The organism is Micromonospora sp. WMMC241 (assembly GCF_027460165.1).
Lineage (GTDB): Bacteria > Actinomycetota > Actinomycetes > Mycobacteriales > Micromonosporaceae > Micromonospora > Micromonospora humi.
The window spans coordinates 2,157,504-2,183,724 of the sequence record NZ_JAPZBF010000001.1; the positions used below are offsets into that span (position 1 = coordinate 2,157,504).

Annotated in this window: 21 protein-coding genes; 6 read left to right on the forward strand and 15 right to left on the reverse strand. The window is 72.4% G+C overall.

The window, feature by feature from the left end; genetic code table 11:
- Window positions 1-33 precede the first annotated feature (33 nt).
- Window positions 34-867 (forward strand): SAM-dependent methyltransferase, encoded by an 834-nt coding sequence (locus tag O7598_RS10195; protein ID WP_269694831.1) that lies wholly within the window; start codon window positions 34-36, stop codon window positions 865-867.
- Window positions 868-914: 47 nt separating this feature from the next.
- Here the strand turns inward: O7598_RS10195 and O7598_RS10200 are convergent, their stop codons facing one another.
- From O7598_RS10200 to O7598_RS10210, 3 genes are all read right to left on the reverse strand, one after another.
- On the reverse strand, window positions 915-1,859 hold the full coding sequence (locus tag O7598_RS10200) for a hypothetical protein (RefSeq protein WP_269691067.1): 945 nt from the start codon (window positions 1,857-1,859) through the stop codon (window positions 915-917).
- Entirely contained in the window at window positions 1,860-2,177 is a 318-nt protein-coding gene (locus O7598_RS10205) for a PadR family transcriptional regulator (RefSeq protein ID WP_269691068.1), read from the reverse strand.
- 120 nt (window positions 2,178-2,297) lie between these two features.
- Complete coding sequence (locus O7598_RS10210; protein ID WP_269691069.1) at window positions 2,298-3,401, reverse strand: FUSC family protein; 1,104 nt, start codon at window positions 3,399-3,401, stop codon at window positions 2,298-2,300.
- 183 nt (window positions 3,402-3,584) lie between these two features.
- Between O7598_RS10210 and O7598_RS10215 the strand changes: the two genes are divergently transcribed.
- Both O7598_RS10215 and zwf read left to right on the forward strand, forming a co-directional pair.
- Window positions 3,585-5,441, forward strand: a complete 1,857-nt coding sequence (locus O7598_RS10215; RefSeq protein ID WP_269691070.1) for a hypothetical protein — start codon at window positions 3,585-3,587, stop codon at window positions 5,439-5,441.
- A 234-nt stretch (window positions 5,442-5,675) separates the two neighbouring features.
- Window positions 5,676-7,169: a glucose-6-phosphate dehydrogenase gene (gene zwf, locus O7598_RS10220; protein ID WP_269691071.1), complete on the forward strand. Its 1,494-nt coding sequence runs from the start codon at window positions 5,676-5,678 to the stop codon at window positions 7,167-7,169.
- Window positions 7,170-7,247: 78 nt separating this feature from the next.
- On the opposite strand, the gene O7598_RS10225 is transcribed toward zwf, so the two are convergent.
- The 3 genes from O7598_RS10225 to O7598_RS10235 form a co-directional block, all read right to left on the reverse strand.
- Window positions 7,248-8,450: a cellulose binding domain-containing protein gene (locus O7598_RS10225; RefSeq protein WP_269691072.1), complete on the reverse strand. Its 1,203-nt coding sequence runs from the start codon at window positions 8,448-8,450 to the stop codon at window positions 7,248-7,250.
- A 180-nt stretch (window positions 8,451-8,630) separates the two neighbouring features.
- Window positions 8,631-9,836 carry a sensor histidine kinase gene (locus O7598_RS10230; RefSeq protein ID WP_269691073.1) on the reverse strand — a complete coding sequence of 402 codons (1,206 nt, stop codon included), beginning with the start codon at window positions 9,834-9,836 and terminating at the stop codon, window positions 8,631-8,633.
- 288 nt (window positions 9,837-10,124) lie between these two features.
- Window positions 10,125-11,177 (reverse strand): hypothetical protein, encoded by a 1,053-nt coding sequence (locus O7598_RS10235; protein ID WP_269691074.1) that lies wholly within the window; start codon window positions 11,175-11,177, stop codon window positions 10,125-10,127.
- 533 nt (window positions 11,178-11,710) lie between these two features.
- Here O7598_RS10235 and O7598_RS10240 point away from each other — a divergent pair.
- Both O7598_RS10240 and O7598_RS10245 read left to right on the forward strand, forming a co-directional pair.
- A complete protein-coding gene (locus O7598_RS10240; RefSeq protein ID WP_269691075.1) occupies window positions 11,711-13,174 on the forward strand; it encodes an endo-1,4-beta-xylanase in 1,464 nt (487 codons plus the stop codon).
- 212 nt (window positions 13,175-13,386) lie between these two features.
- Complete coding sequence (locus O7598_RS10245; RefSeq protein WP_269691076.1) at window positions 13,387-14,160, forward strand: hypothetical protein; 774 nt, start codon at window positions 13,387-13,389, stop codon at window positions 14,158-14,160.
- A 70-nt stretch (window positions 14,161-14,230) separates the two neighbouring features.
- On the opposite strand, the gene O7598_RS10250 is transcribed toward O7598_RS10245, so the two are convergent.
- Complete coding sequence (locus tag O7598_RS10250) at window positions 14,231-14,974, reverse strand: aminoglycoside phosphotransferase family protein (RefSeq protein WP_269691077.1); 744 nt, start codon at window positions 14,972-14,974, stop codon at window positions 14,231-14,233.
- The gene (locus O7598_RS10255; RefSeq protein WP_269691079.1) at window positions 14,961-16,007 is read right to left on the reverse strand and encodes a TIGR01777 family oxidoreductase; all 1,047 of its coding nucleotides are present in this window, start codon (window positions 16,005-16,007) and stop codon (window positions 14,961-14,963) included. The genes O7598_RS10250 and O7598_RS10255 overlap by 14 nt, the downstream gene beginning before the upstream one ends.
- Window positions 16,008-16,113: 106 nt before the next feature.
- On the opposite strand from O7598_RS10255, the gene O7598_RS10260 reads away from it, so the two are divergent.
- Entirely contained in the window at window positions 16,114-16,659 is a 546-nt protein-coding gene (locus O7598_RS10260) for a GNAT family N-acetyltransferase (RefSeq protein ID WP_269691080.1), read from the forward strand.
- Between the two features lie 82 nt (window positions 16,660-16,741).
- Here O7598_RS10260 and O7598_RS10265 read toward each other — a convergent pair whose 3' ends face one another.
- The 7 genes from O7598_RS10265 to O7598_RS10295 form a co-directional block, all read right to left on the reverse strand.
- Window positions 16,742-17,635, reverse strand: coding sequence for a hypothetical protein (locus O7598_RS10265; protein ID WP_269691081.1), 894 nt, complete (start codon window positions 17,633-17,635; stop codon window positions 16,742-16,744).
- A gap of 48 nt (window positions 17,636-17,683) precedes the next feature.
- Window positions 17,684-19,093: an FAD-dependent oxidoreductase gene (locus O7598_RS10270; RefSeq protein ID WP_269691082.1), complete on the reverse strand. Its 1,410-nt coding sequence runs from the start codon at window positions 19,091-19,093 to the stop codon at window positions 17,684-17,686.
- Window positions 19,094-19,143: 50 nt separating this feature from the next.
- Window positions 19,144-21,156 carry an ATP-binding protein gene (locus O7598_RS10275; protein ID WP_269691083.1) on the reverse strand — a complete coding sequence of 671 codons (2,013 nt, stop codon included), beginning with the start codon at window positions 21,154-21,156 and terminating at the stop codon, window positions 19,144-19,146.
- Window positions 21,157-21,256: 100 nt separating this feature from the next.
- Window positions 21,257-22,366: a cellulose binding domain-containing protein gene (locus tag O7598_RS10280; RefSeq protein ID WP_269691084.1), complete on the reverse strand. Its 1,110-nt coding sequence runs from the start codon at window positions 22,364-22,366 to the stop codon at window positions 21,257-21,259.
- Window positions 22,367-22,376: 10 nt separating this feature from the next.
- A complete protein-coding gene (locus tag O7598_RS10285) occupies window positions 22,377-23,900 on the reverse strand; it encodes a cellulase family glycosylhydrolase (RefSeq protein WP_269691085.1) in 1,524 nt (507 codons plus the stop codon).
- 75 nt (window positions 23,901-23,975) lie between these two features.
- Window positions 23,976-24,836 carry a LacI family DNA-binding transcriptional regulator gene (locus O7598_RS10290; protein ID WP_269691086.1) on the reverse strand — a complete coding sequence of 287 codons (861 nt, stop codon included), beginning with the start codon at window positions 24,834-24,836 and terminating at the stop codon, window positions 23,976-23,978.
- 21 nt (window positions 24,837-24,857) lie between these two features.
- The gene (locus tag O7598_RS10295; RefSeq protein WP_269691087.1) at window positions 24,858-26,126 is read right to left on the reverse strand and encodes an ROK family transcriptional regulator; all 1,269 of its coding nucleotides are present in this window, start codon (window positions 26,124-26,126) and stop codon (window positions 24,858-24,860) included.
- Window positions 26,127-26,221 lie beyond the last annotated feature (95 nt).

A 26,221-nucleotide genomic window follows, 5' to 3' on the forward strand; every position in this document is an offset into this window, starting at 1 on the left:
CAGGCCCGGTGCGCTGATCAGAATCGGATGGAGATGCCAGTGACCCGCGACAAGGCCGCACCCCCCGGAATCGACCTCACCGTTCCCAGCGTGGCCCGGGTCTACGACTACTTCCTGGGCGGCAAGGACAACTTCGAGGTCGACCGGAAGGTCGCCGAGCACGCCCTGCGGATCACCCCGGACGGGCCGGCGGCCGGCCAGGCGAACCGGGCCTTCCTGCGCCGGGTGATCCGCTTCCTCGTCACCGAGGCCGGCATCGACCAGTTCCTCGACATCGGTTCCGGTCTACCCACGCAGGGCAACGTGCACGAGGTCGCCACCGAGCACAACCCGAGCGCCAGGGTGGTCTATGTGGACAACGACCCGATCGTCCTGACGCACGGGCGGGCCCTGCTCGCCGCGGAGGGCACCGCGACGGTGATCCAGGCCGACATCCGGCGACCCCAGGAGATCCTGGACGACCCGGACGTCCGCCGGTTCCTCGACTTCGACCGGCCGATCGGGCTGTTGCTCTTCGCGATCCTGCACCACCTCGGCGACGACGAGGAGCCGCGAGCGGTGTCGGCGGAGTTGATCGACGCGTTGCCGTCGGGCAGCTATGTGGCGATCTCGCACTTCCGTGACCCGGGCGAGCGGGACCCGGAAGGGTCCCGGAAGGCACGCGAGGTCGAGCGGGTCTTCAACGAGTCGCTGGGCACCGGCCGCTGGCGTACCGATGAGGAGATCCTCTCCTTCGCCGACGGGCTGACGCTGCTGGAGCCGGGGTTGGTGCCGCTGGCCGAGTGGCGTCCGGATCCGGGCACGGCCGCGCCGCAGCAGACCGACACCTATCACACCTTCGTCGGGCTCCTCGCCCGCAAACCGTAGGCCGCCGGAGGCGAGCGACGGTTCCATGCGCGGGTCCACGCCTGGAACTAGGCGTGACCCGCGTACCGGTCCGAGGCTCGCCGCGAGGCGTGCACGTAGGCCAGGGCGAACGCGCTGGTGATGATCAGCCCGTGGGGGAGGAACTCGACCGCGTCGAGAACGGTGTTGGTGGCTGGATCCCCGGCCGTCCCGGCCCCCATGGGTACCGCGACGGCCGGGTCCAGCAGGGCGCCGGGAAACCACGACAGCGCGTATGCGCGAGGCGCGTCGCCGGCGTCGACGCCGAGCCAGACGGTCGAGATCACCGCCAGGTCAGCCATGATCAGCATGCCCGCCGCGAGGGCCAGCCATACCAGCGGTCGGCGTGGGCCCCGGGGGAGGCGGATGATCGCCTGCGCGGCGGCCCACAGGCCGAGGGCCCACAGCGCCAACCCGGGCAGGGCGGTCAGGATCCCGCCGAACATCGGCAGCAGGCGCGCGCAGCACCAGCCGACGATGATGATCGCCACGGTGCGGGTCACCCCGCCCGAGGTGTCCCGGCGAGCCAGCCGCCGGCCGGCCAGCAGGCCGACCGCGGTCAGGGCCGGCACGAGAGCCAACAGGGGCAGTCGGTGCACGGCGTCGGTGCTGTCGGGATCGGGCAGCCGGTCGGCCACCGCAGCCGGCAGGTGGACCAGCAGCATCGCGATCGGCGTACCGAAGATCGCCACACCGATCGCGGCCACGAACAGTTCCCGGGCCGGCCGGGGTGCGGTCACCACCGGTGGCAGGGGCGTCGAGGACGGGGCCGGTCGGCGGACCGCCAGGCTGAGGCTGAACCGCAGCGCCTGCCAGGTGCGGGCCCATCGGCCGGTGTCGGGGTCGGCGGCGAGCGCGTGCAGTTCCGCCAGCCATGCCCGGTGGGACTGTTCGCGGAGGTCGGCCGGCCAGCGTCGGGCGGCGTGGGCCAGCAGCAGCACGGCGAGTCGGGGGATGGTGTCGGCCGCCGGCATTCAGGCCCACCTCGGAGTCGGGGCGGGGCGGGTCTGCTCGCCCAGCCGGGTCAGGGCAGCGCGGGCACGGGCGGCGCCGTCGGTGGTGAGTCGGTAGTAACGGCGTGCCGGCCGCCGTGCCTGCACCGGGTCGACGTCCTCCCAGTGCGACCGCAACCAACCGGCGTTCTCCAGGCGCAGCAGGATCGGATACAACGTGCCGCTGGGCAGCCCGGTGGCCTTGATCAGGGCCAGGCCGTAGTGGTCGCCGTGCGGGTCGTCCACCATGGCCGCGAGCACCTTCGCGACCGGCACGGTGACGGTGACCTGCTCGCTCATGCGACCACCGTAGACGGCCCATAGAAGAAATACAACATAGGGTACGAGCTGCGCCTCATTGCCTCCGATCGTTACCGACGGTCACGTCGCCGCGCTCCGGGTCGCGCGCCCGGCCCGGCGTCACGCCCGGCTCAACCCGAGCGCCTCGTCCACCCGGTCCAGCACGTTCACGTCGTCGTGACCGACGCCGCGCAGCAGGTCGATCGCGGTGGCCCGGATCTGCCCGACGATCATGGTGACCGGGAGCGGCGGGTCGGTCCGCAGCAGGCCCGCGGCGATCCGGACCGCCTCCAGGGCCGCGGCGTCGGCCCGGTGCGCGTGCCGGTCGGCGTCGGCGCCGCCGAGGTCGCGGGCCAGGGCCTCACCGGCCGACCGTACGGCGGTGGTCAGCGCACCGATCGCGGCGGCCAGCTCGGGCGGCGTGGCGGTGTGCCGGCGGGTCAGCGTCACACCGGCGCGGGCCAGCACCCGGATGTTGCGGGCGGCGTAGTCGAGCTGCCGCAGCGTCGCCTCCACCTCGACGAGCTTGCCCAGGTGCCGGCGGCGCAGTCCCAGTCGCAGCGTCTCACCGGTGGCGAGCACGGCGGCCTGCATCTCGGCGACGCAGTTGTCGACCTGCCGGGCCTGCTCCAGCGCGGCGCGGGCGGCATCCTCGTCACAGCTCCGCAGGGCCGCACTCACCTCCTCGAGCAGGTCGGCCAGGTCGGTGTAGCTGCGCCGAGCCTGCGCCACCAGCGGCGCCAGCGGGTCCCGGGCGGCCATCAGCTGGCTGGCGGCCAGCGCCACCGCGCCGCCGATGAGCGCGTCGACGAAGCGGAACGGCATCAGCGTCCCGTGCGGCGCGGCGACCACGACCAGGTACATGGCCGAGACGGTGGCCTGCACGACCAGGGCGCGGCGGGCACCGATCACCACGAGGGTGGTGGTGGTCAGCACCAGCACCAGCAGGACCGTGCCGGTGCCCGGGCCCAGCGCGTACACCAGCAGTTCCGCGACGAGCACGGCGGCGGCCACGGCGAGCAGGATCTCGACGGTCTGCCGCAGTCGTCGCCCGCGGGACTCGCCGAGCACGACGAGCGCGGCGGTCGGGGCGTAGAACGGGTCCGGGTGACGGATCACCACCGCCGCCACTATCCAGGCGACCGCGGCCGCGGCGGTCAGCTCGACCACGGTCATCCCGTCGCCCCGCAACCGCGCGACGGCGTCGCGCCCCCAGCTTCGCACCGGTGGTACCCCTCTTGCCGGGCGGGCCGGGACCGGCCGCCGATTGATCTTCCGCGAGAAGGGCCACTACCCCGCCCGTGACCTGCTCAATCGCCGGGGTGGCGGGTGGCACCCGGTGCGGGTGGCCGGTCGCGGTCTCCGGTGCCGATCCGACGGTGAGCGTCGTGGGGGCAGAATCGGCGGATGACCGACGCCGCCTTCGATGCCGAGAGTCGCTGGGCGGATGCCGTCCGCGCCGGCAGCCGTGCCGACCTGCGAGACGACGAGGCTCGGCGACCGGTCCTGCGTGCGTCGGTGCTGACCGGGATCCTGCGCGAGTTGGGCGCCTCGGACCGGTCGAGCGTGGTGTGGGTCGTCGGCGGACGGGTGACCGGCCGTCTCGACCTGGGTTTTGCCGAGATCGGCGCACCGATCCGGTTCGAGGAGTGTGAGTTCGACGAGGCCCCCGACCTGAGTTGGGCGAGGCTGCGGTACGTCAGCTTCACCAGGTGCCGTCTTCCTGGACTGACCGCACGGAATGCGGTGGTCGAGGGTGATCTCTCCCTGACCGACAGCAGGGTGACCGGCACCCTGGACCTCAGGGCTGTTCGAGTCGCCGGTGACCTGGTGTTCGACGCGCTTCGGGTGAGCGGGTCCGGCGGCGAGGCGGTCGTGGCGGACAACGCCGTCCTGGGGGGCCATCTGTCGGCCCGGGCCGCGCGCTTCGACGGCTCCGTGCGGATGTACCAGATCCGGTGTACGGGGATCGACGTCGACGAGGCGGTGTTCCACACACCGGGCGGGTGGGCCCTCACGGCGGAGAGCGTCGGCATCGACGGGGGCTTCTTCGCGCGCGGATGTGTCTTCGACGGCGAGGTGCGGATGCGCCACGCCAAGATCGGTGACGCGCTCACCTTCACCGGATCCACGCTGCGCAACCCGGGGGCCGTCGCGCTGCGCCTCGACCGCGCGACGCTGGGCGGTGGCCTGTGGCTCGGCGACGGGGCCACCACGGTCGGCGAGGTACGGGCGATCAGCGCGCACATCGGCCGGACGCTGAGCCTGGTGGCCGGCGTCTTCGAGCATCCGGACGAGGTGGCCCTGCGGTTCGACGCGGTGACTGTCGAGGGCACCATCGACGGGCATCGGGGCCTGCGGGTACGCGGTGCGCTTCGCCTCGAGGACGCCGTGGTGAGCGGCCCGATCCGCCTCGAGGGCGCCACACTCGACAACCGTGGCGGCGACGCGCTCGCCGCCAACGGGCTGCGGGCCGGCTCCCTGCTCAACTGCTGCGACGGCTTCACCGCCACCGGAAGCATTCGGTTGACCGGGGCGCAGGTCGGCACCCGGCTGTGCTTCGACGACGCGACACTCGCCGACGGCGGCCGGGCAGTGGGTTGCTGGCGCCTGCAGGCAAGTGAGATCGCGATGCGGTGGTCGACCACGCCGGGCGGCTCGGTCGACCTGCGGTACGCCCACGTCGGTGTGCTGCGCGACGACCCCGCCACCTGGCCCGACGTGCTGCTGCTCGACGGTCTGACCTACGACATCCTCGAACCCCGCCCCGGCGTGGCCGAGCGCATCGGCTGGCTCTCGCGCGACCCCGACGGACACCACAGGCAGCCGTACGAGCAACTGGCGACCGTGCTGCGGGGCCAGGGCCGCGGCGAGGACGCCCGGCGGATTCTGCTCGCCCGGCAGCGGCGCGACACCCGCCGTGCCCGCCCGGGATCCCGGCTCTGGGGTTATCTCCAGGACACCACGGTCGGCTACGGATACCGACCGCAGCGCGCCGCCGTCATCTTCGCGGCGCTTCTGGTGCTGGGTGCGGTTCTTTTCGGTGTCCACCCACCGGCGCCGGCCGAGCCGGCGAAGGCGCCGTCGTTCAACCCGCTGGTCTACACGCTCGACCTGCTGTTGCCGGTACTGGATTTCGGTCAGCAGAGCGCCTTTCTGCCGACGGGCGCCTACCAGTGGGCGTCGTACGCCTTCATCGTCGCCGGCGTGATCCTGGCGACGACGATCGCGGCAGGTCTCACCCGCTCCCTGCGCCGAACCTGAGTCGGCGGTCGGGCGCGGAGTCGTGCTGTCGGTGCCGGCTGCGGCTGTCGCTACCGGGCGGACCGGACCGCCGCCGAGCCGCCCACCCGTCGGGCCGTCGTGCGACGCTCGAGCCCTGCGACCGAGGGGTCGGTAGCGTGGTTCCGGACACGACCGCAACAGCCGCACGAGTCCCGGCATGACAGCCCCGCGCCACCCGACCCGACACCCCTGATGCCCGGAGGAACGCAGACCATGGACCACGCAACTCAGCTCATCCAGGAGCGGAGTGCCCCGCCTGCCACGCTGGTGATCTTCGGCGCCTCCGGTGATCTGACCCGGCGCAAGCTGCTGCCGGCGGTCGAGAGCCTCGCTCGGCACGAGCGGCTGCCGGACCAGTTCGCGCTGGTCGGCGTGGCGCGTACGCCGATGACGGACGAGCAGTTCGCCGAGAGCGCGCTCGGTGGGCGCACGCTCGCCAGCAAGCGCCAGCTCCGGGGCGGCGTGCGGTACGTGGCCGGCGGCTACGACGACCCGGAGACCTACAAGCGGCTCGTGGCGACCCTCGACGAGTTGGACGCGCAGCGGGGGACGTCAGGTAACCGGCTCTTCTACCTGTCGACCCCGGCCGGGGCCTTCGAGCCGGTGATCAACGGGCTGGCCGGGGTCGGGCTCAACCAGCCGCGTGAGGGGTCCTTCTCCCGTCTGGTCATCGAGAAGCCGTACGGTCGCGACCTGGTCACGGCCCGCGAGCTCGACGGGGTCGTGCACAGCGCGTTCGACGAGCGCCAGGTCTTTCGCATCGACCACTATCTGGGCAAGGACACCGTCCAGAACGTGCTGGCGCTGCGCTTCGCGAACTCGATCTTCCAGCCCATCTGGGACCGCTCCTGGGTCGACCACGTGCAGATCACCGTCGCGGAGACCCTGGGCGTCGGTTCGCGCGGCGGTTTCTACGAGGACGCCGGCGCGATGCGGGACATCGTGCAGAACCACGTGCTCCAGGTCCTCGCGCTGGCACTGATGGAGCCGCCGGCGTCGTTCGAGGCCGAGGGCCTGCGCAACGAGAAGGTGAAGTTGCTGCAGGCGATCCGGCTCCCGACGGACCGGGACATCGCCGAGGCCGCGGTCCGTGGGCAGTACACCCGCGGCGGCACCCGCGAGGAGCTGATGGCCGGCTACCGGGAGGAGGCCGGCGTCGATCCGCTGTCGCGGACCGAGACCTACGCCGCGATGCGGCTCAACGTGGACAACTGGCGGTGGGCCGGGGTGCCGTTCTACGTGCGCACCGGCAAGCGCCTGCCGGCCCGGCTCACCGAGGTGGCGCTGCAGTTCCAGCGGCCGCCGCACCTGCCGATCCCGACCGACCAGCTCACCGGCCTGGAAGCCGACGCGCTGATCCTGCGGATCCAGCCGAACGAGGGCATCTCGCTGCGCTTCGGTGCCAAGGTGCCGGGTCACTCCTTCCGGGTCCGCACGGCCACCATGGAGTTCTCCTACGACCAGACGTTCGTCGAGGAGTCCCCGGAGGCGTACGAACGTCTGCTCCTGGACGCGCTGATCGGTGACGCGTCGCTCTTCATCCGCAGCGACGAGGTGCAGCAGTGCTGGCGGATCGTCGACCCGATCATCGAGTACTGGGAGAAGGACAACTCGCCGATCCCCACCTACGAGGCCGCCTCCTGGGGCCCGACCGATGCCGACCGGCTCATCGGCCGGCACGGCCGCAAGTGGCGCAACTCCGCGTGACCCTGCCGTGACGGGTTCGTACCGGCCCGGGCGTTCGTCCGGGCCGGTACGGCGTCAGGTGGTCGGTGTCGTCGGGCGTCAGCTTTCGACGCAGGTGGCGGTGGCTCCGCCGCCTGTTCCGGTGCCCTGGAACCCGAAGCTTGTGGACTGGCCGGCGGCCAGTCGTCCGTTGTAGCTCTGGTTCGTGACGCTGACCGTCCCGCTGGTGCCGCTGGCGACGCCGTTCCACACCGAGGTGATCGACGCTCCGCCGGCCAGAGTGAGCGTCACCCGCCAGCCGTTGAGCGCGGCGGCGCCGGCGGTGACGGTGACGTTGGCGACGAATCCGCCGTTCCACTGGTCCTGGACGGCGTAGACCGCGGTGCAGCTCCCACCGCTGGGCGGGGGAGTGGTGGGCGGCGGGCTGGTGGGCGGCGGGGTGGTGGGTGGCGGGCCGTCGTCGAGCGTCAGGTTCTTCTGTTGGACGGTCCACTGGCTGTGGCACAGGCCGCAGTCGGCGCCGACGAAGGTGCGCCCGGCGGTGGCATCGCCCTTGAGGCGCCACTTGAGGTAGAGCACGGCCACCCGGCCGAACTCGCCGCCGTTGGGCTGGTCGTAGGTGCCGCCGTGCCCGACGTTGAGGTTGCCCATGAACGCGGGCAGCCCGGCCGGCAGCTTGCCCCAGTCGTCCATGCCGTTCGGGTAGGCGATGTCGCCGGGCCCGCCCATGAAGTAGGCGATCGGCTTGGTCAACCGCCGGAGCTGGTAGTCGTCGGCATCGTTCAGCAGGCCGCTGCTGAAGATGCCGGTCGTGGTGACCCGCGGGTCGGCGGAGACGGCGTACGCCTCCAGCCCGCCACAGGAGAAGCCCGCGACCGCGATCCTGGACGTATCGAGCCGGTTGTAGTACTTGCTGCCGGCCCGGGAGTTCTCCGCGACGGCCCAGTCGATGGACTGGGTGAGCATCTGCGAGGTGGTGGAGCCGGACCCGTTCGGCGCGCCGTTGGCGATGGCGAGGAAGCCGTGGGAGGCGATCTCGCGGAGGAAGTTGCCCTGGGAGAGCCCGTTGGCCGAACAGCCGCCGTTGCCCCACACGACGACGGGGAGGCACTCGGACGGGAGTGTCTGGGGCCGGAAGATGGTGTGGTTGGCCAGGGTGGCCGAGGTCTCGTAGTCGGCGGGATAGGGGCCGGAGCCGCCGACCGCGGCGTCGGCCGGTGTCCCGCCGAGCGCCATCACCACGGAGGTGACCGGAAGGACGAGGGCCGCCAGCCCCGCCCAGATCGTCGACGTCCGTCTCATGCGTCCTCCCGTGGATGTGCGCCACGGCGCTGCCGGTGGTGGCCGGTGGCGGTTGGCCGCTCGCGCCTCGACCGACGTGGTTCTCCCACGCGCGCCGGCGGAACGGGATGCGGCCACTATCACTGCGGTAGCGAAGTTCGTCAATATGATGACCGGCTGTCGGGACCCGGCCGCCGTGGCTCAGTGCGGAGCCGGTCGACTCGCCGGCAGCCCGGGCCTGTCGCGACGTGCCGGTGGCTCCTGCGCGGCCGGCCAGTCCGGTGGACGCGTCCGGTCGAGGGTGGACTGTGCGCGGTCGGCTGCGAGCCCCGCCAGCACCAGGCGGACCTGTTCGTGCGGAAGGAGATCCACGAGTTTGGCCCGATCGCCCGGTGGCATGCCGGCGAATATCGCCCGGTAGCCCCGGTCGGGGAAGGGAGCGTGCGGTGTCGGCAACGGCTGCGTCATGCGCGTCATCGAGGAGACGGGAACAGTGACCACCGCCACGGATCCCAGCGGCGTCCTGCGTCGCAACTCGACCCCGATCGCGTGGCGCACAGCGAGCCGAGCGACGATGACCAGGCCTATCGTGCGGGATGGAACCGTTCCGACGCTGTCCGCGTTCCTGAGCCACTGCTCGAAGTCGGCAACGGTGACGGCTGGAATTCCGAGTCCGTGGTCTTCGATGCGAACGACGACTCCGGAATCCGTGGCGGTTACCTTGATCATGACTGGCGGTCCGTCGGGGGAGGAGAACGCGAACGCATTGTCAAGCAATTCCGCCACGATTCTGATGACGGGTCGGGCTGTCGAAGGCATGATGCCGGCCTCTCGATGAGGCGAGTTGACCTCGACCCGTCGGTTCACCCCGAGTTCGGCCTGCGCGGCGCGTATCACGTCGATCAGGGGAACGGGATCCTTCGGGGGGCCGCCGAGGTCGACATTGGCAAGCAGGAGCAGGTTCTCATTGTGGCGTTGCATTCTCTTCACGATCCGTTCCAGTGCCAGTGCGTCGGCATGCAGGCGCGGAGCCAGCTCCCCCCGTCGCATGTACGAGAGTTGCTCGGCGAACTGGTCGATCAACGTCTGGCTGCGTCGAGCCATGCTCGCAAAAATTTCCTGCTGCCGGCCGGCCGACGCGGGACCCGGACTTTCGCCGTTGCGGACCGCGACCCAGAGCGCGCGGAACTCCGCGATGCTGCCACCGAGCGCCTCCACCACCACTTCGAGGTTGTTCCAACGAGGCGCTCTGGCGCATCGAAGGACCTGGTTCACGGTGGTGTGGCTGATCGCCCGTCGGGTCCGTTGCGAGACCTCCCGGCTGCTCGGCTCCCCGCCCTCCCGGTGCAACTGGTTCAGGCGCGTCCGCAACTGCTCGAGAGCCTCCGATGCCGAGTCCGTCGTCATGACGAATGAGCATGCCACGGTGCCGACCGCCCCTGAGGTCTGCCAGGTGGAAAGAGTTGGCCACGTACGTCAAGGTCTGTCAGGCCGCTGGCGTCACGGACTCGGCCACCCGCATAGTGAAGGCAACTAGCGCAGGGGATGGAGTGGAACCGTGTACCTCTTGGTCTTTGCCGCCGTTCTCCTGACCGCGCCGACGATCCTGTTCGGCTCCATTTATCTCTGGTCAGGAGATCCGGGGCGCCGCAGGAGAGCCTGGGAGTTGCTCGGGCTCCTCCAGCACGGAAAGCGTCACCCACGCCGGATGCTCGGTCGGGCAACTGTGGCGCGCTCCGGCAAAGAATGAGGAACTCGTCCGGCGTCGGATTCGTGCGCCACGTCGGACCCGCCGGTGGCAATGACGTAGCCGCTGGTGGTGACGCCCAGTGCCACTCCCCACCCGAGGAACACCAGCGGGGTTGCCGCCACCGCCCACTCCTGCCGTAAGCCCGACCAGGACGTGTGGCCGGCGATGAGGTCTCCCGCCAGCACCGCAACGCTCAGGACGCCGTATGCGACAAGCGTGAGGGTCACCACGCCGGCGGGAATGACGGCCAGGAGCCGGGGGACCGATCGGCCGCGCAGGCCCGGCACCCAGAGTGGGAACCGCTGCCCCCAGCGTTGTGCCAGCCCGAGGACGAGCAGGCCGGCGAGCGGCGGGACCACGGTGATCGCCAGACCGGTCCAGGTCGACATGTCCTGGCGGATGTCCGCCAGCTGCCGCCGCGGGATGCCGAACGGGACGCCGAGCACCCACAGCCCGTGCGGTACGGCCCAGCCGACCACCGGCAGAGCGGCCGCCACGTACGCCCAGCGGCGTGTCCATCGCGGCACCGGCTGGTATCCGGACGCCCGCTCCCCGCTCTGCGGAGCGCAGGCGTCGGCGAGCCCGGCGAACAGGAGACCGCCCGCCGCCAGTGCGAGCCGGGTGCCGAGGTCGCGCCAGTCCGAGGGGCGTCCCGCCAGTGCCGCGGGGATCTCGAAGAGCAGGTGCAGCGGGAACGCGAGGACCAGGAGCAGCGCGGAAGCCGCCCAACTGCCGGCGGCCGGGAGGCGGCCGGGGAACCGGACCGCGCACCCGACCAGCACGGCGAGGACGACTCCGACGCCCACCGTCACCCACCCCGCCCGCAGCGGCAGCGTCTCGACCTGGTCGGCGCCGCACCCGCTGGCCGGGTCGATCAGATCCGTTCGGTCGCAGGCGGTGTATCCCCACCGACCGCCCGCGATCCAGTACGCCCGCAACGCCAGTTCGGCGACGACGAACACGGCACAGGCCAGCGCCCACCACCGGAGCCGAGGCACGGCACCTGACCCGCGACGGGGAGCCGAAGACCATGACATGCCAACCCCCTTCAGGGCGTCCCGGCGAGGTTCTCCCCACGTCTGAGAGAGGACGTCGCTCGACGGTCAAGGACCAACTTTCGCCGACGACCGGGGGCTCGGTCCTCCCGGTGGCAGGGGGCCGTGGTCCCCCTGCCGGGGGAGCGCAGACGGTGACCCGTCCGGTTGACCGGTTCGAGGGCGGTGCGGGACGAACCCCGTCGGACAGACCGGGATGTCGACGTCGCGGATCGAACCGGTTCGATATAGCATCACGTCAGGGCAGCTTCATCCCGCGCCGGCGTACGGCGCGGAGCGCACGCCATCCACCGGCGGACCGGGCCGCCGGTCGGTGATCACCCATTCGGGCGCGACCGGCTCGACGCCGGCTCGGCGCCGTCTGCGCGTGCTGGTCCACCGAGCGCGGTGCTCCGGTCGTCGACCGTACGGCGATCGGCCGGTTCCGTGCCTCGCGCGGCAACGGGCCAGACCGAAACACCGAGGAGAAGGCAGAGATGAACGACGTACCCGCTCGACCGAGGCGTCGCAGCAGGGGTGCCGCCCGGCTGTTGCTCGGCGGTGCCTGCGCCCTGGCGGTGGCGGTGTCCTCGATGGCCGTGGCGACCTTCGCGCGTGCCGACCTCAGCGGACCGCCCGGGAGCACGCTGAAGGCCGCCGCCGAGCGCAGCGGCCGATACTTCGGCGCCGCCATGGGGGGCGACCGTCTCAACGACTCGGGCTTCCTGACCATCGCGAACCGTGAGTTCGACATGATGACGGCCGTCAACGAGATGAAGCCCGACGCGACCGAGCCCAACCGAGGTCAGTTCGACTTCCGCGCCGGCGACGCGATCTACAACTGGGCCACCCAGCACGGCATGCGGGTCCGTGGGCACACCCTGGCCTGGCACGCTCAGCAGCCGAGGTTCTGGGGGAGCCTCAGCGGCAGCGCCCTGCGCACTGCCATGATCGACCACATCAACGGCGTGATGGCCCACTACAAGGGCAAACTCGCCTACTGGGACGTGGTGAACGAGGCCTTCGCCGAGAACGGCAGCCGGCGGTCGTCGAACCTGCAGTCCACCGGCAACGACTGGATCGAGGTGGCGTTCCGGACCGCGCGGGCCGCGGACCCGAGCGTGAAGCTGTGCTACAACGACTACAACATCGAGAACTGGACGTACGCCAAGACGCAGGGCGTCTACAACATGATCAAGGACTTCAAGTCCCGCGGCGTCCCGGTCGACTGCGTCGGTCTGCAGACCCACTTCACCGGCGGCAGCTCGCTGCCGGGCAACTTCCAGACCACGCTGTCGAGCTTCGCCGCCCTCGACGTGGACGTGGCGCTGACCGAGGCCGACGTCACCAACGCCTCGACCAGCCAGTACCAGGGTCTGACCCAGGCCTGCGCGAGCGTCCCGCGCTGCGTGGGCATCACGACGTGGGGCATCCGCGACAGTGACTCCTGGCGCGGCAACGAGAACCCCCTGCTGTTCGACCGCAACAGCAACCCCAAGGCGGCGTACACCGCCGTGCTCAACGCGCTCAACGCCGCGTCCACCACGGTGCCGGGCACGAGCACCCCGCCGACGACCGTGCCGCCGACCACCACTCCACCGACGACCGTGCCGCCGACCACCACTCCACCGACCACGCCGCCGAGCACCGTGCAGCCGGGTGGCTGCACCGCGACGTACCGCACGGTCAGCAGTTGGGGCGGCGGCTTCCAGGGTGAGGTCACCGTGGCCAACAACGGCTCCACCGCGCTGAGCGGCTGGACCGTGCGGCTGACGCTGGCCGGCGGGCAGACCATCGCCAACGTGTGGAACGGCATCAACACCGGCACCAGCGGGACGGTCAGCGTGCGCAACGCCGACTACAACGGGTCCCTCGGCGCGAACGCCTCGACCACCTTCGGCTTCCTGGTCAACGGCAGCAGCAACGCGGCACCCGGCAGCCTCTCCTGCACCAGCCCCTGACCGGGGCCGTACCAGCGCTGTCCGGCCGCGGCCGGGTCCGCAGCCGGCGGCTGCGGACCCGGCATGGCCGTGGTCGCCATATGCAATGATGAACATCAATGTCTAGAGATCGAGGCGGTCGTGCCGGCGCGGCCCGGATCGCCGCAGCACGCGTGCAACCGTGCGGCGGCGCAACGGGCCGCGCGGCTGGTCGGCCGTCGTGGAGGATGACCATGCGTAGTTTCCTCGCGGTGATCACCGCCGCCCTGCTCCTCGGCACCGCGGCCGGCAGCGTGCCGGCCGGCGCGGTGGGTGCCTCCCCGCGCTCGTGCACCCGTGGCCTGCTCTTCTGTGAGGACTTCGAGCGCATGCCGGCCGGTGGGGCCAGCACGGTGAACTGGGGCGTCGACACCCGCCACGGCACGCTGACCGTCGAGCGTGCCCGTCGTGGCAACCAGGTGCTGCACGTGCACACGGTCGACAACGGACGCGCCTTCCTGCGTGTCGACGACTTCGCCGCGCCGGGCAACCGCTTCTACGGCCGGATGCGTCTGCGCGTCGACGCCTTCCCCACCGCACCCGACTGGGCGCACTTCACGCTGGTGGAGGCGACCGGCGCCGGCAGCGCGGAGGTCGTGCGTCCGGTCGGCGGCCAGTACGCGCCCACGGTCCCCGGAACCTTCTGGGGCGTCGGCGCCGACGGCGGCCCGACCGGCGACTGGACCAACTGGCGGGAGTCCGCCCCGGTCACCGAGGACACCTGGCAGTGCGTCGAGTGGCAGATCGACGCGACGGACAACCGCGTCGCCGTGTGGTTCGACGGCGTGGCGAACCCGGAGCTGACCGCCTCCACGGCCGAGCACGGGGGCAACGATGTTCCCTTCGTCCTGCCGACGGTGGACACGGTGAAGATCGGTTGGCAGCTCTACCAGGGCGGCACGACGCCGGGCGAGTTCGACCTCTGGATCGACGACATCGCTCTCTCGCGCACACGGCTCGGCTGCTGACCTGGGGTTCCCCGGGGTGGCTCGGAGGCGGCCCGGCCACCCGCGGCCCGGCCGCCGTCGACGGGCCGCCTCACGGCTGGGATCGCAGCACGGCGACCTCGGGGAACTCGTCCGGCGAGCCGTAGCCGTGTTCGGCGAGCCAGCGGACGTTGGTCAGGCACCGCAACGACCACCAGGCGCGGACGAGGTCGACGTCGACGTCGGCGCCGTAGCCGGCGACGACGTCGCCGAGGTGCTCCGGGTGTCCCAGGGTGAGGACGGCGAGGTCGAAGTGCGCGTCGCCCCGGGACGCCTCGGACCAGTCGACGATGCCGGTGACCTCGTCGCCGGCGACGAAGACGTGGTCGACCTGCAGGTCGCCGTGGATGAACACCGGTCTCCACGGCCGCAGCACGGCCTCGGCGAGCCGGCGGTTGCGGTTTACCACCTCGGCGGGAAGGACGTCGTTGGCGACGAGCCACTCGCACTCGTCCGCCAGGCGGGATGCGAACTCGTCGCGACTGCGCCCGGGCCACGGCGGCAGCGGCGCGTCGTGCAGTGTCCGGACGGCGGCGCCCGCCGCGGCCCACGCGGCCGGCGACGCGGTGGACGGCTCGCCGAGGCGGCCGAGTGCCGTGCCCGGCAGGGCGGCGAGCGCGAGCGCGGGCGGCTCGCGCCACAGGATCCGCGGCGTCGGGACCGGTGCCGTCGTCATCGCCTCGACCTCGACGTCGATGCGGTTCTGATCGGCGTCGACCTTCACGAACACGTCACCGACGCGCAGGGTCGCGCGCTCGCTGTGGGCGACGACGACCTCGACCTCATTCACGTCCATGTCGGCCATCATCACGGACGCGACCGTCGATGTCGCCGGTTCGGGGGGTGTCGGACGTCCGGCCACGGTGGGGAACGCCCGCGCGAGGCCGCCGGTTGCGGCGACGCCGTGACGCCAGGTCCGTCGCCGCGGCCCGCCAGTGCGGATGGGTGAACGTGAATCCGGCGTCGGAGAGCCGCCCAGGGACGACTCGCCGGCTCTTCAACAGCAGTTCGGTGTCGGACCGGATCGCGAAGGCGCCGACCTCCGCCATCCATCTGGTGGCCGGCAGGCCGACCGGCACTCGCCAGGCCGACCGCAGCTCGCGCATGAATTCCCGCTGTGGCAGCGGGCCCGGCGCGGCGAGGTTCACGGGACCGGTGAGGTCGTCGCGGTCGATCAGGAACCGGACCGCGCGGACGAAGTCCTGGTCGTGGATCCACGAGACGTACTGCCGGCCACCGGCGACCGGTCCGCCGAGCCCGAGCCGCGCGAGCCGGCTCAGCACGTCGAACACGCCACCGTGGTCGGGGCTCATCACCATCGCCGCGCGCAGGGCGACCTTACGTGTGTGCGGAGTCGCCGCCTGCTGCTGTGCGGCCTCCCAGTTCCGGGCGATCTCGACGCTGTAGGCCCAGTATCCGGGCACGCCCGGCTCGTCGCCGCCGGTCAGGCCGTCGTGCTCGTCGTTGGCCTCGTCGAAGCGGTGCGCGTAGATCGTCGCGGTGCTCATCTGCATCCACACCTTGGGCGGCCGGGCCGCCCGGGCGATGGCCTCACCGACGACCCGCGTCGACTCCACCCGCGAGTTCATCATGGCTTCGAGGTTCGACGCGGTGTACCGACAGCTCACACTGCGCCCGGCCAGATTGACGACCACGTCGCTGCCGCTGATCTGCTCGACCCAGTGGCCGAGCGTGCGGCCGTCCCAACGAACCTGACGCCCGCCCTCCGGGGAGCGCGTCAGCAGCACGACGTCGTGGCCCGCCGAGGTGAACGCCCGGTCCAGGATCGTGCCGACCTGCCCGGTGCCACCGGGAATGACGATCTTCATGATCCTCCGCCTCGTGGGCTAACTTGAACACGTTCAACTCGACCGTACACCGGGGGAGACGGACCGGTCCATCGCCTTCTGGGCGCGGAGCTGCTAGGAACGGTGTGTGCCTGCCCCGACCACCCCCGACGACGCCACGTCCCTGCACACCCCCCGGCTGCTGTTGCGGCGCTGGCACCGCGCGGATCTGGACGCGCTCGCCGCGGTCAACGCGCAGCTCGAGGTGATGCGCTACATCCATGACGGCCGCACTCTCGACCGGGCCGAAACCGCGGAGCGCCTGGCCACCTATCAGCGGCACTGGGACGAGCACGGCTTCGGCCTCTACGCGGTGGAACTCAAGGAGACCGGCGAGCTGGCGGGTTTCACCGGACTGGCGGTGCCGGCCTTCCTACCCGAGATCATGCCGGCGGTGGAGATCGGCTGGCGGCTCGGCCGTGCCCACTGGGGCCGAGGCCTGGCCACCGAGGCGGCCCGGGCCGTGGTCGCCCACACCCGTGCCCGACTCGGCCTGCGGCGGCTGGTCAGCATCCACGTCGTCGGCAACGAGGCGTCCGCGCGGGTGATGGTCAAGCTGGGCATGTCGCTGGAGCGCGAGACCGTGCAGCCGGACACCGGCCGTCAGGTCCGGGTCTATGCGATGGACCTGTAGGACGGTACCGGAAGCCGTAACGCCAGGCCGGGACCGCTCCGACGGAGAGCAGGGATGCGGGCCGGACGGCGTTCCGCGCGGCTCAGTCGGCGGGGAGTGCCGGCCGTCGGCGCCGACGCGGCTCGCCGCCGGACTCGGCCGCGATGCCGAGCCGGCGCTCGGTGATCCGACGGCGGACCGCCCCGGCGGACCGTTCCACCTCACCCGCCAGCGCACCCGACCGGAAGCGGCTGTGCCGGTAGAGCACGACCAACTGGCCGCCGGCGAGCGCCGGGATCACCAGCGTGGCCCCGCCGAGCACCGCCCACGCGCCCGGTCGCCCGCCGGCCAGGTGCGGGATCGCCACGGCCGCCACGGCACCCAGCGTCAGCGCCGCCCAGCCGAGCACGAGAACGGTGGTCGCCCGGTGGTCTCGAAGCCACCGGCGCGGGCCACGGTCCCGGCGGGTCCGCAGCGCGGGCAGGACCTCGTCCAGCAGCAGCCGCAGGGTCCGGTCCAGCGCGGCCGGATCGGCCGGCGCCGGGTCGGCGCCCTCGCGTACGACGCGGCGGAGGGTGCCCCGGACCCTGACCGGATCGTCGGCGGGCACCTCGTCCGGCGGCCACTGCTCGTCGAACCGGCGTCGCCGCACGCTGCGGACGGCGGCCCAGGTGACCATGGCGACCGGGACCGGCATGCCGAGCAGCCATCCCAGGTAGCCCGGCCATCCGGCGCCCTGCGTCGCGACGTTGATGCCGTAGCCGCCCACCGCGCCGACCAGGACACCGGCGACCGGCTGTTGCACGCTCCTGACGTACTCGTGCTCGCGGATGCCCTGGATCGCGGCGTTGGCGCGTTCGAGCCGGTGTCGTAGCAGGTAGGACAGCAGGGTGCCGACGAAGACAGTGGCCATCACGAGCGTGGACCACACGCCGAGCGTCAGCAGCGCCGGTGGGTCGCCGGCGGGCTGCGTGGTCACCAACGCGAACCGGGTCACGCAGGTCGATGCTAGGCGACCGGGCCAACCGGCGTCGTCCGCCCGGCCTCATCCCAGCGTCCCGAGGAGCTCGGCGCGGGACGGGCCCGGCAGCGGGTACCGGGCGGCGTCGCCGCCGAGCGCCAGGGCCCGGTCGAGCACGCCGGGCACGGCGAACACCTCGTCGGGTGTGGCGATGAACGAGGCGAGGGCGGTGTGCGCCCGGGTCAGCTCCGGGTCGGCGAGGCTCGCCGCGAACAGCGCCGCACCGGCCCGCCAGCGGGGGTCGGCCGGGCGGTACGGGCGTCCCGCCGCGTCGGCGTCCAGCTCGGCCAGACGGTGCCGGTCGTACCACAGCGTCGCGCGGTAGAGCGGCTCGATCGTCTGGGTGGTGGCCTCGTCGAACCGGCGGGCGAACGTGTGGTGGTCCCGCGGATCCGTCTCGCGCAGGAGATCCCGCAGCAGGGCCGCCTGGATGAGCGCCATCGACGCCCCGCGCCCCAGCGACGGGTTGGTGCAGGCGCAGGCGTCCCCGACCGGCACCACGCCGGTGGCGACCGGCCGGCCGTCGACGACGAGCCGGCGGTACCGGTCCTCGATGCCGGCCATGACGTCGACGCCGGAGATCGGCTCGCCGTCCGCCCAGTGCGCCGCGAGCGGGTAACGGGCGAGCGCGGCGTGCCAACGGTCCGGATCCCGGAGCGGGCGCAACGCCCGGTCCCGGCCGCTGGTCGTCAACACCACGCTCCAGGTGTCGTTGTCACCGGGCAGTGTCAGGACCGACAGCGAGTCGTAGTGGTGCAGGAGGTTCGTCAGCACGGCGGGCAGTCCACCGGAACGCGACCGGAAGTGCCGGGCGTAGTACCGGAAGCCGGAGTCCTCGCGCTGCTCGATCGGCGGGTGCGCGCCGGCCGCGGAGAGCCACGCCCCGAGCGCCGAGCGCCGCCCGCCGCAGTCCACGACGAGGTCGGCGGGGACGGTCCCGCCGCCGGTGGTCCGCACGCCGGTGACGTGCGGAGCGCACGGTTGCCGGTCGGTGGCGAGGCCGGTGACGGCGACGCCGCGCCGGAGCGTCACGCCGACCGCCTCGGCCGCACCGGCGAGCACCGCCTCCAGCACGGGACGGCGGGCGGTGACAGTGTCGAAGCGCGAGTCGTCGGCGCACAGCGCGCCGCGGCGCGCCTCGGGCAGCGCGCCCAGGAGATTGACCGGCAGTGCCCCGGCGCTCAGCAGAGGGCCGGCGACGTCGGGCAGGTGCGTGCGGATCAGCGACCACCAGCGCGGGAGCATGAAGTGCGGCAGGCGGAACTGGCTGACGCCGTGCCGCCGCCAGTCGTCCCACGCGGCAGCGGCGTGTGCGACCGGCGGCGGTTGCGCCGGATCGCGTTCGAGCACCGTCACCCGGTGCCCGTCGTCGGCGAGCAGCATCGCCGTGGTGAGGCCGGCGAGGCCGGCGCCGAGTACGAGAATGTGGGCCATGCCGGGAAGGATCGGCGCTGGTGGTGCTCACTCTCCAGGCCATTCTCTGCTCAGTCCGCGCCCGTCCGCGGGTCGCGGATCGTCCCGATCTCCACCGCCCACAGCAGCTCCGTCACCGCGTCGATGCCCCGGGCCAGGTGGCGGCGGTACGTGCTGAACGGCAGCCCGAGCAACTCGGCCGCGGCCTCCTGGCTCGGGGCGGGGCGGACGAAGGTGCGGGTGAGCACCGCGCGCAGCCGCTCCCCCCTGGGCTCGGCTCCCAGCCGGTCCACCGCCGCCAGCAGACTCGCCCGCAACGCGGCCGGGTCGCCGCCCAGCGCGGTGCCGAGCAGCGGACTGCCGGCCAGCCGTTCCGGGCGGCCCAGTCGCGGCAGGGCGGCGCGCACCGCGGCGGCGAACGCGGCCCGGTCCAACGGCGGCGGCAGCAGCGCCGAGTCCGGTGGTGGGCCGGTTCCGCCCGAGTGCTCCCGTTCGGCCATCAGTTCCCACCACCGGTCGGCCGGGAAGCGCCGCCAGTCGTGCCCGTACCCGACGTGTCGCTGCCCGTCGACCTCCACCGTGACCAGCGGCCGGAACCCGAGGTAGTCGAAGAACGGCGCCCAGTATCCGGTGTCGCTGACCGTCAGGAACGACCAGGCCAGCGCCTCGGTCGACCAGTTGATGATCGAGGTGACCGAGCCGGCGAGCACTGCGTGCGGGTCGCGCTGCCGCTCGTGGAGCCCGGCCAGGAAGCGGGCGATCTCCACGCGTTCGCCGGGTCGGGTCGGCGCGGTGCGCGCCACGTGGTCGAGCACTGCGCGCACCACCGGGTCCTGCTGCTCCAGCGTCGAGCCGCTCGGGCAGAGCACGTGGTAGACGAGGGCGACGGCGCCGTCCTCGGTGCGGGTCACGTTGAGGTGCTCGGGCACCTCGGCGAACCACCGGGCGGCGAGCCCGGCGTCGGTGGCGCCGAAGGCGCGCTCCACCATGGCCACCAGTTGGCCGTGCTCGTCGGGGCGGGCCGGCGTGACCGCGGCCGACCCCGACGCGCGCAGGAGGTGGTACGCGGCCGTCAACGGGCTGCGCCGGTGCAGGTACGCCAGGTGCTGGGCGAGCAGTTGGCGGTCCATGCCGCCGGTCGCCCGGATACCGGCGAGCACGTGATCGTGGATGGTCCGGTGCAGTGACCGGTAGCGGGCCGGGAAACGCCGTTCGAACTCCGCGTCGAGCACGTCCCGGGTGAGGTCGTGCGGGCTCAGCCCGGTCGGCCGGCTGACGACGAAGGGCCGCCGGCACAGCCACTCCCAGACGTCCGGCGCCGCGTCGCCGACCGTCTCCCGCAGCAGGTCCTCCGTGGTCAGCCAGGCCATCGCGCACGTGGCCAGGCCGACCGTGTGCGCGTCCGACGGCGCGTCCCGCGACAGCGACTCCAGCAGCACGTTGATCAGATCCGGCACCTCGGCCAGGGTCTCCGGCACCGTACCGGTCCGGGCCACGTCGGCGAGCAGCGCCAGGGCGAGGGGGTGGCCCCGCCCGAGCCGTGCCAACCGCTCCCGGTCGGCCGGCGCCACCCCGGCGCGGGCCAGCAACTCGGCGCTGTCGGCGTCGTCGAGGTGGCCCAGCGGGTGCACGGCCACGACCGGTCGCCAGCCCGGGTCGGTACGCCAGGCCGGCGCGGGCGGGTCACGCCCGGCGAGCACCACCACGGCCCGGGCCGGCAGGGACGGCACCAACTCCCGGCGCAGCCAACCGTCGATCGGCGCGAGCTGCTCGTACCCGTCGATCAGCAGGACGGCTCCGTCGCGGGCGTCCCCGGTCGGCAGCGCCGCCGTCAGCGCCTCGGGCGACGGTTCCAGCTCCCGCCCGTCGAGCAGCAGGGTGACCCGGCCGGCGCTCCTGCCCCGGGCGCGCATCTCCAGCAGCAGCGTGGACTTGCCGATGCCGCCCGGTCCGTGCACGAACAGCACCCGGCGTGCCGAGCGCCCGGCGAGGGCGGCCAGGTAACCGGCGATCTCGGCCCGACGGCCGACGAAGGCCTGCCGTCGGGCACTGTCCACGGCGTCGGCAAAGCTGTTCGCCTCCACCCGCCAAGTGTCGGGCAGAGCACGCCACCACCGCCAGCATCCGGGCGGCCTCGGCGGGTGTGGGCGCGGCCTCGCGCGCCGGGCCCACACCCACCGGTGGTCAGCTGACCGTGCAGCTGACCGTCGGCGCCGGGTTGCCGCCGGTCGCGGACGCCAGGAAGCCGAAGCTGGTCGAGCCGCCCGGTGCCAGGCCGCCGTTCCAACCCACGTTCCGTGCGGTGACCGTCGTGCCGGCCTGCGTCGTCGTGGCGTTCCAGGCCTGCGAGACCTGTTGGCCGCCGCCGAGGCTCACCGTGGCGGTCCACGCCGTCGTGGCCGCCGTGGTGTCGTTGCGGACGCTCACCTCGCCCTGGAACCCTCCGGACCACTGGGAGACCGTCCGGTACGTCGCCGTGCACCGCCCGTTGCCGGGCGGGGGTGTCGACGGCGACGGTGACGGGGTGGCCGAGGGGGTCGGGGTGGATGGGACGGTGCCGCCGAGCACCCGCGCGAGCGCGGGATGGAAGCGGTCGGCCATCTTCCGGAAGCCCGAGTCGTTCGGGTGCACCCCGTCGCCGGTGTCCGTGGCCGCGTCGAAGCCGGTCCACTGGTCCACGACCACGATCGGCGACTGCGCGGTGCTCAGACCGGCGGCCCAGCCGGGGATCCGGTTGTTGAGCGTCACGGTGTCGGCGGGGCAGGTGGCGCAGCCGTGGTGCGGGATGATCTGCGACACGAGGATTCGCATCGAGGGGTTGTTCGCCCGCATCTGCCCGACCAGCTTGGTGAACGCGGCGAGGATCGTGTCCATGGACTGCCAGCCGCCCCAGAGGTCGTTCGTGCCGAGGTGCATCACGACGACGTCCGGCCGCGCCGCGCTCAACCACGGCGGGAGCTGGTTGTTGTCGGCGATGCCCACGGCGGAGTAGCCGCCGTGGCCCTCGTGGTCGCCGTCGTAGGAGAAGCCGTAGTTGCAGCTTCCGCCGTCCGAGGCGCTGCCGACGAAGTCGATGGCCGAGTAGCCGGCGGACCGCAACTGGTTCCACAGCAGGGCACGCCAGCAGCCGGGGCCCGCGGTGATCGAGTCACCGAGCGGCATGATCCTGGTCGGCGCGGCCACCGCCGAGCGGTGGGGCGCCGACCGTACGGGGGAGCCGGGGAACGCCACCGTGAGGGCCAGGGCCGTGGTGATCGCGGCGAGCACCGCGTACCGAAGGGATTTTCGGGTCATCTCGCGTTCCCTACGGCGTCACGGTGAGCAGGTGGGCCCGGTAGCCCTCGCCGTAGCTGCGGGTCGGGGTGCCGTTGTAGTCCTCGATCAGCACGTTGCCGCCGCTGCACCCCCACGGGTTCCAGGTCCACGCGGTGTAGCCCAGCCGGTTGCGGTCCAGCCAGGTCATCAGCCGGTCGATGTAGTCGTGGGCGCAGGTGTCCTGGCCGATCTCGCCGGCGTGCACCGGCACCTGCGCGGCCACCGGCGCGATCTGGGTGTCCCAGCAGGCCTCGGTGACGCAGGCGTTGAAATTGTACGAGTGCCACGAGGCGACGATGTTGTTGCGCGGGTCGGTCGGCTTGTAGGTCAGCCACTGGGTCAGGTCGTTGGTCCAGGTCAGGCCCGGCACCAGCAGCACGTTGGTGGCGCCGGTGGCACGCACCGCGTCGACCAGGTTCTGCATGCCGGCCACCTGGTAGTCGATGCCGGTGCAGGTGCCGCCGTCGCGTAGGCACTTCCAGGCGGCCGTCATGTCCGACCAGTTGTTGGCGGCGTCCGGGTAGGGCTCGTTGAACAGGTCGAACAGCACCGCGTCGTTGCCCTTGAACGCGTTGGCCACCCCGGTCCAGAACTGTGGCGTGTACTGCCTGCTGGGCATCGGCTTCTGGCAGGTGGCGTTCACGTCGGAGCAGGCCGAGATGTTGCCGGTGTACTGGCCGTGGGTCCAGTGCAGGTCCAGGATCGGGTTGATGCCGTTGGCGACCAGCAGGTTCGCGTAGTCCTTGACGGCCTGCTGGTAGGTGGCCCCGCTGGGCGAACCGGACAGGCCCAGCCAGCAGTCCTCGTTGAGCGGGATCCGCACCGCGCGGATGTTCCACGCCTTCATCGCGTCGACCGAGGCCTGGTCGACCGGGCCGCTGTCCCACATGCCCTTGCCCTGCACGCAGGCGAACTCCCCGCTGGCCCGGTTGACGCCGAGCAGGCGGTAGGTCGCCCCGCCGGCCGTGACCAGCCGATTGCCGGAAACCCGCAGGCTGGGCGCGACGCCACCCGGCGGCGGCGTGGTCGTCGGCGGCGGGGTGGCGGTCGGGCTGGTGGTCGGCGGGCCGGTGGGCGTCGTGGGGGAGGGCGTGGTGACCGCGCCGGTGCAGGTCGTGCCGTTGAGCGCGAAGGAGGTGGGCACGGGGTTCGCGCCACTCCACGATCCGTTGAAGCCGATCGTGGTCGACGCGCCGGTGCCCAGCGAGCCGTTCCAGCTCAGGCTGGCCGCCGACACCCGTGCGCCGGACTGGGACCAGGTGGCGCTCCAGCCCTGGGTGACCCGTTGGCCGGCATTGGGGAAGTCGAACGTCAGCGTCCAGCTCGTGAGCGCGGAGCCGAGGTTGGTGATCGCGACGTTGCCGCTGAACCCGCCGGTCCACTGGCTCTGCACGGTGTAGCTGACCGCGCATCCGGTGCTCGCGGCCGAAGCGGGCAGCGTGACCGCCAGCAGGCTGGTGGCCATCAGGGTGCCGGCTGCCGCCGACGCCAGCAGGGCATGACGACGTTTCATTGATGCTCTCCTGAACGATAGAGGGGAGCGTCGATGGGAGCGCGCCTCGGAGCTTTGTTTATTAACCTCATTAAGTCAAGCTGATCGATGTGGTGCGGGTGGCGGAGCGGTCGTGCCCCGCACCACCACGGTCTCGGTCGCGCACCACCGCACCGGCGCCGCCCCGCCGTCGACCAGCCTTAGCACGGACTCGCCGACCAGCTCGCCGAACGTGTGCACGTCCAGGCTCATGGTGGTCAGCGCGGGCGACGCCAGGCGGCAGAGGCTGGAGTCGTCCCAGGCGATCAGGCTGACGTCACCGGGTACCCGGCGGCCCGACTCCTTGACCGCGTGCAGGCCCGCGACCGCCATCAGGTCGTTGTCGTAGACGATCGCGGTGGGTGGCTCCGAGCCGGTCATCAGCTGGGCGGTCAGCCTGGCCCCGGCCTCCTCCGAGTAGTCGCCCTCCACGACCACGGCCTCGACGGCGGCGTCGGCCGCGGCCGTCAGCATCGCGGCCGTGCGGGTCCGGGTGTGCACGAGCGCGCCCGGCCCGCTGATCCGGGCTATCCGGCGATGCCCGAGGCCGACCAGGTGCGCGAGGGCCGCCCGCATCGATCCGACGTCGTCACGGCGTACCGCCGGGGTCCCCTCGGCCGGCTCACCCGCCACCACGACGGGCAGGCGCAGCTCCCGCAGCACCGCCGGGCGGGCGTCGTCGACCGACGGGTTGACCAGCACGACCGCGTCGACCAGCCGCTGCCGCGCCCAGCGGCGGTACGCGTCGATCTCGGCGGTGTGGTGGGCCACGACGTGCAGCAGCACCGAACGGCCCTGTGCGGCGAGCCGTTCCTCGATGCCCGCGATGAACTCCATGAAGAACGGCTCGGTGCCGAGCAGGCGGGGCGGCCGGGCGAGCACCAACCCCACCGCGCTCGTCCGCCACGGTTCGTCCATCGCGTGTGCCTCCCGGGTTCGTCAGCCGGCCGACTCGCTGAGCCCGGCCCGCTCGGGTGGTCGTGGAGCGCTCAGCGGGACGAGTTCGGCTTCGAGGACCAGGGCGGCGGCGCCGACGGCCGACGCGGTGGCGGCGGAGCGGGAGAGCCGCACGTCGACGGTGTGCGTGCCCCGGGAGAAGGACGCGCGCAGTTCCTGCCGGACGATCGGCAGGTAGAGCGAGCCGGCGGCGGCCAGGCTCGGCCCGGTCAGCACGAGCACCTCGAGGTCCATGAGGTTCGCCAGCGTACGGGCGGCGGCGCCGACCTGCCGGGCCGAACGCTCCAGCAGAGCCAGCGCGTGCGGCTCGCCCCGGCGGGCGGCGCGGCTGAGCGCGGCGAAGTCGGCTACCACCGACGGTCGCCCGGCGCCCAGGGTGAGCCCCACCGCCCGGGCCGTCGCCGGGTCCGACCGGGCGGCGGCCACCACCGCGGCCGGCCCGGCCAGCGCCTCCACGCATCCGCGGGCGCCGCACCAGCACCGTGGGCCGTCGGCGGACACGCACACGTGCCCCAGCTCGCCGACGTTGCCGCTCGGGCCCCGGTAGGTGACGCCGCCGATGACCAGGCCGGCGCCGATGCCGGTGCCCATGTAGAGGGCGGCGGCCGAGGTCGCGGCGCCGAAGCCGCCCGTCCAGTGCTCACCCAGCGCCGCCGCCGTCGAGTCGTTGTCCAGCACCACCGGCAGCGCCGTCACCCGCTCCAGCGCGGAGCCCAACGGGAAGCCTGTCAACTGCCGCATCGCGGGGGCGAAACCCACGTCCGGGGGGCCGCCGACGCCCCTGGCGGACCCGACCGGGCCGGGGAACACCAGGCCGACGCCGAGGATCCGGCCCCGCTCCACCCCGACGCCGTCGATCAGCGCGGCGATCTCGGCGGCGATCCGAGCGACCACGACGGCCGGCTCGTCGACTCCGGCGCCGGGGCGGGAGATCCGGGCCACCACCGTGCCGCCGAGGTTGGTCAGGGCGTACGTGACGAATCCGTGGTCCAGGTGCACGCCGACGGCGTAGCGGGAGGAATGGTCGAGCTGGAGCAGGACCCGCCGCTTGCCTCCGGTCGACTTCGCGTGACCGGTCTCGACCACCAGGCCCTCGTTGATGAGCTTGCGGACGAGGGTGGAGATCGTGGGCGCGGTGAAACCGGTGGTCTTGATCAGGCCGACCCGGCTGATCGTGCCGGCCGCCCGGATCGCGTCGAGAACGACTGACTTGCTGCTCGCCTGCGGTTTGCTCGCTGCTGGTCCGCTCACTGATTCTCTGCCACGGCTGTTCGGTCGGCCGAGCGAAGCATACAGGGATCCCGATGCGACGGGTCGGCGGTGGCCCCACACGGTGCTCGCTTCAG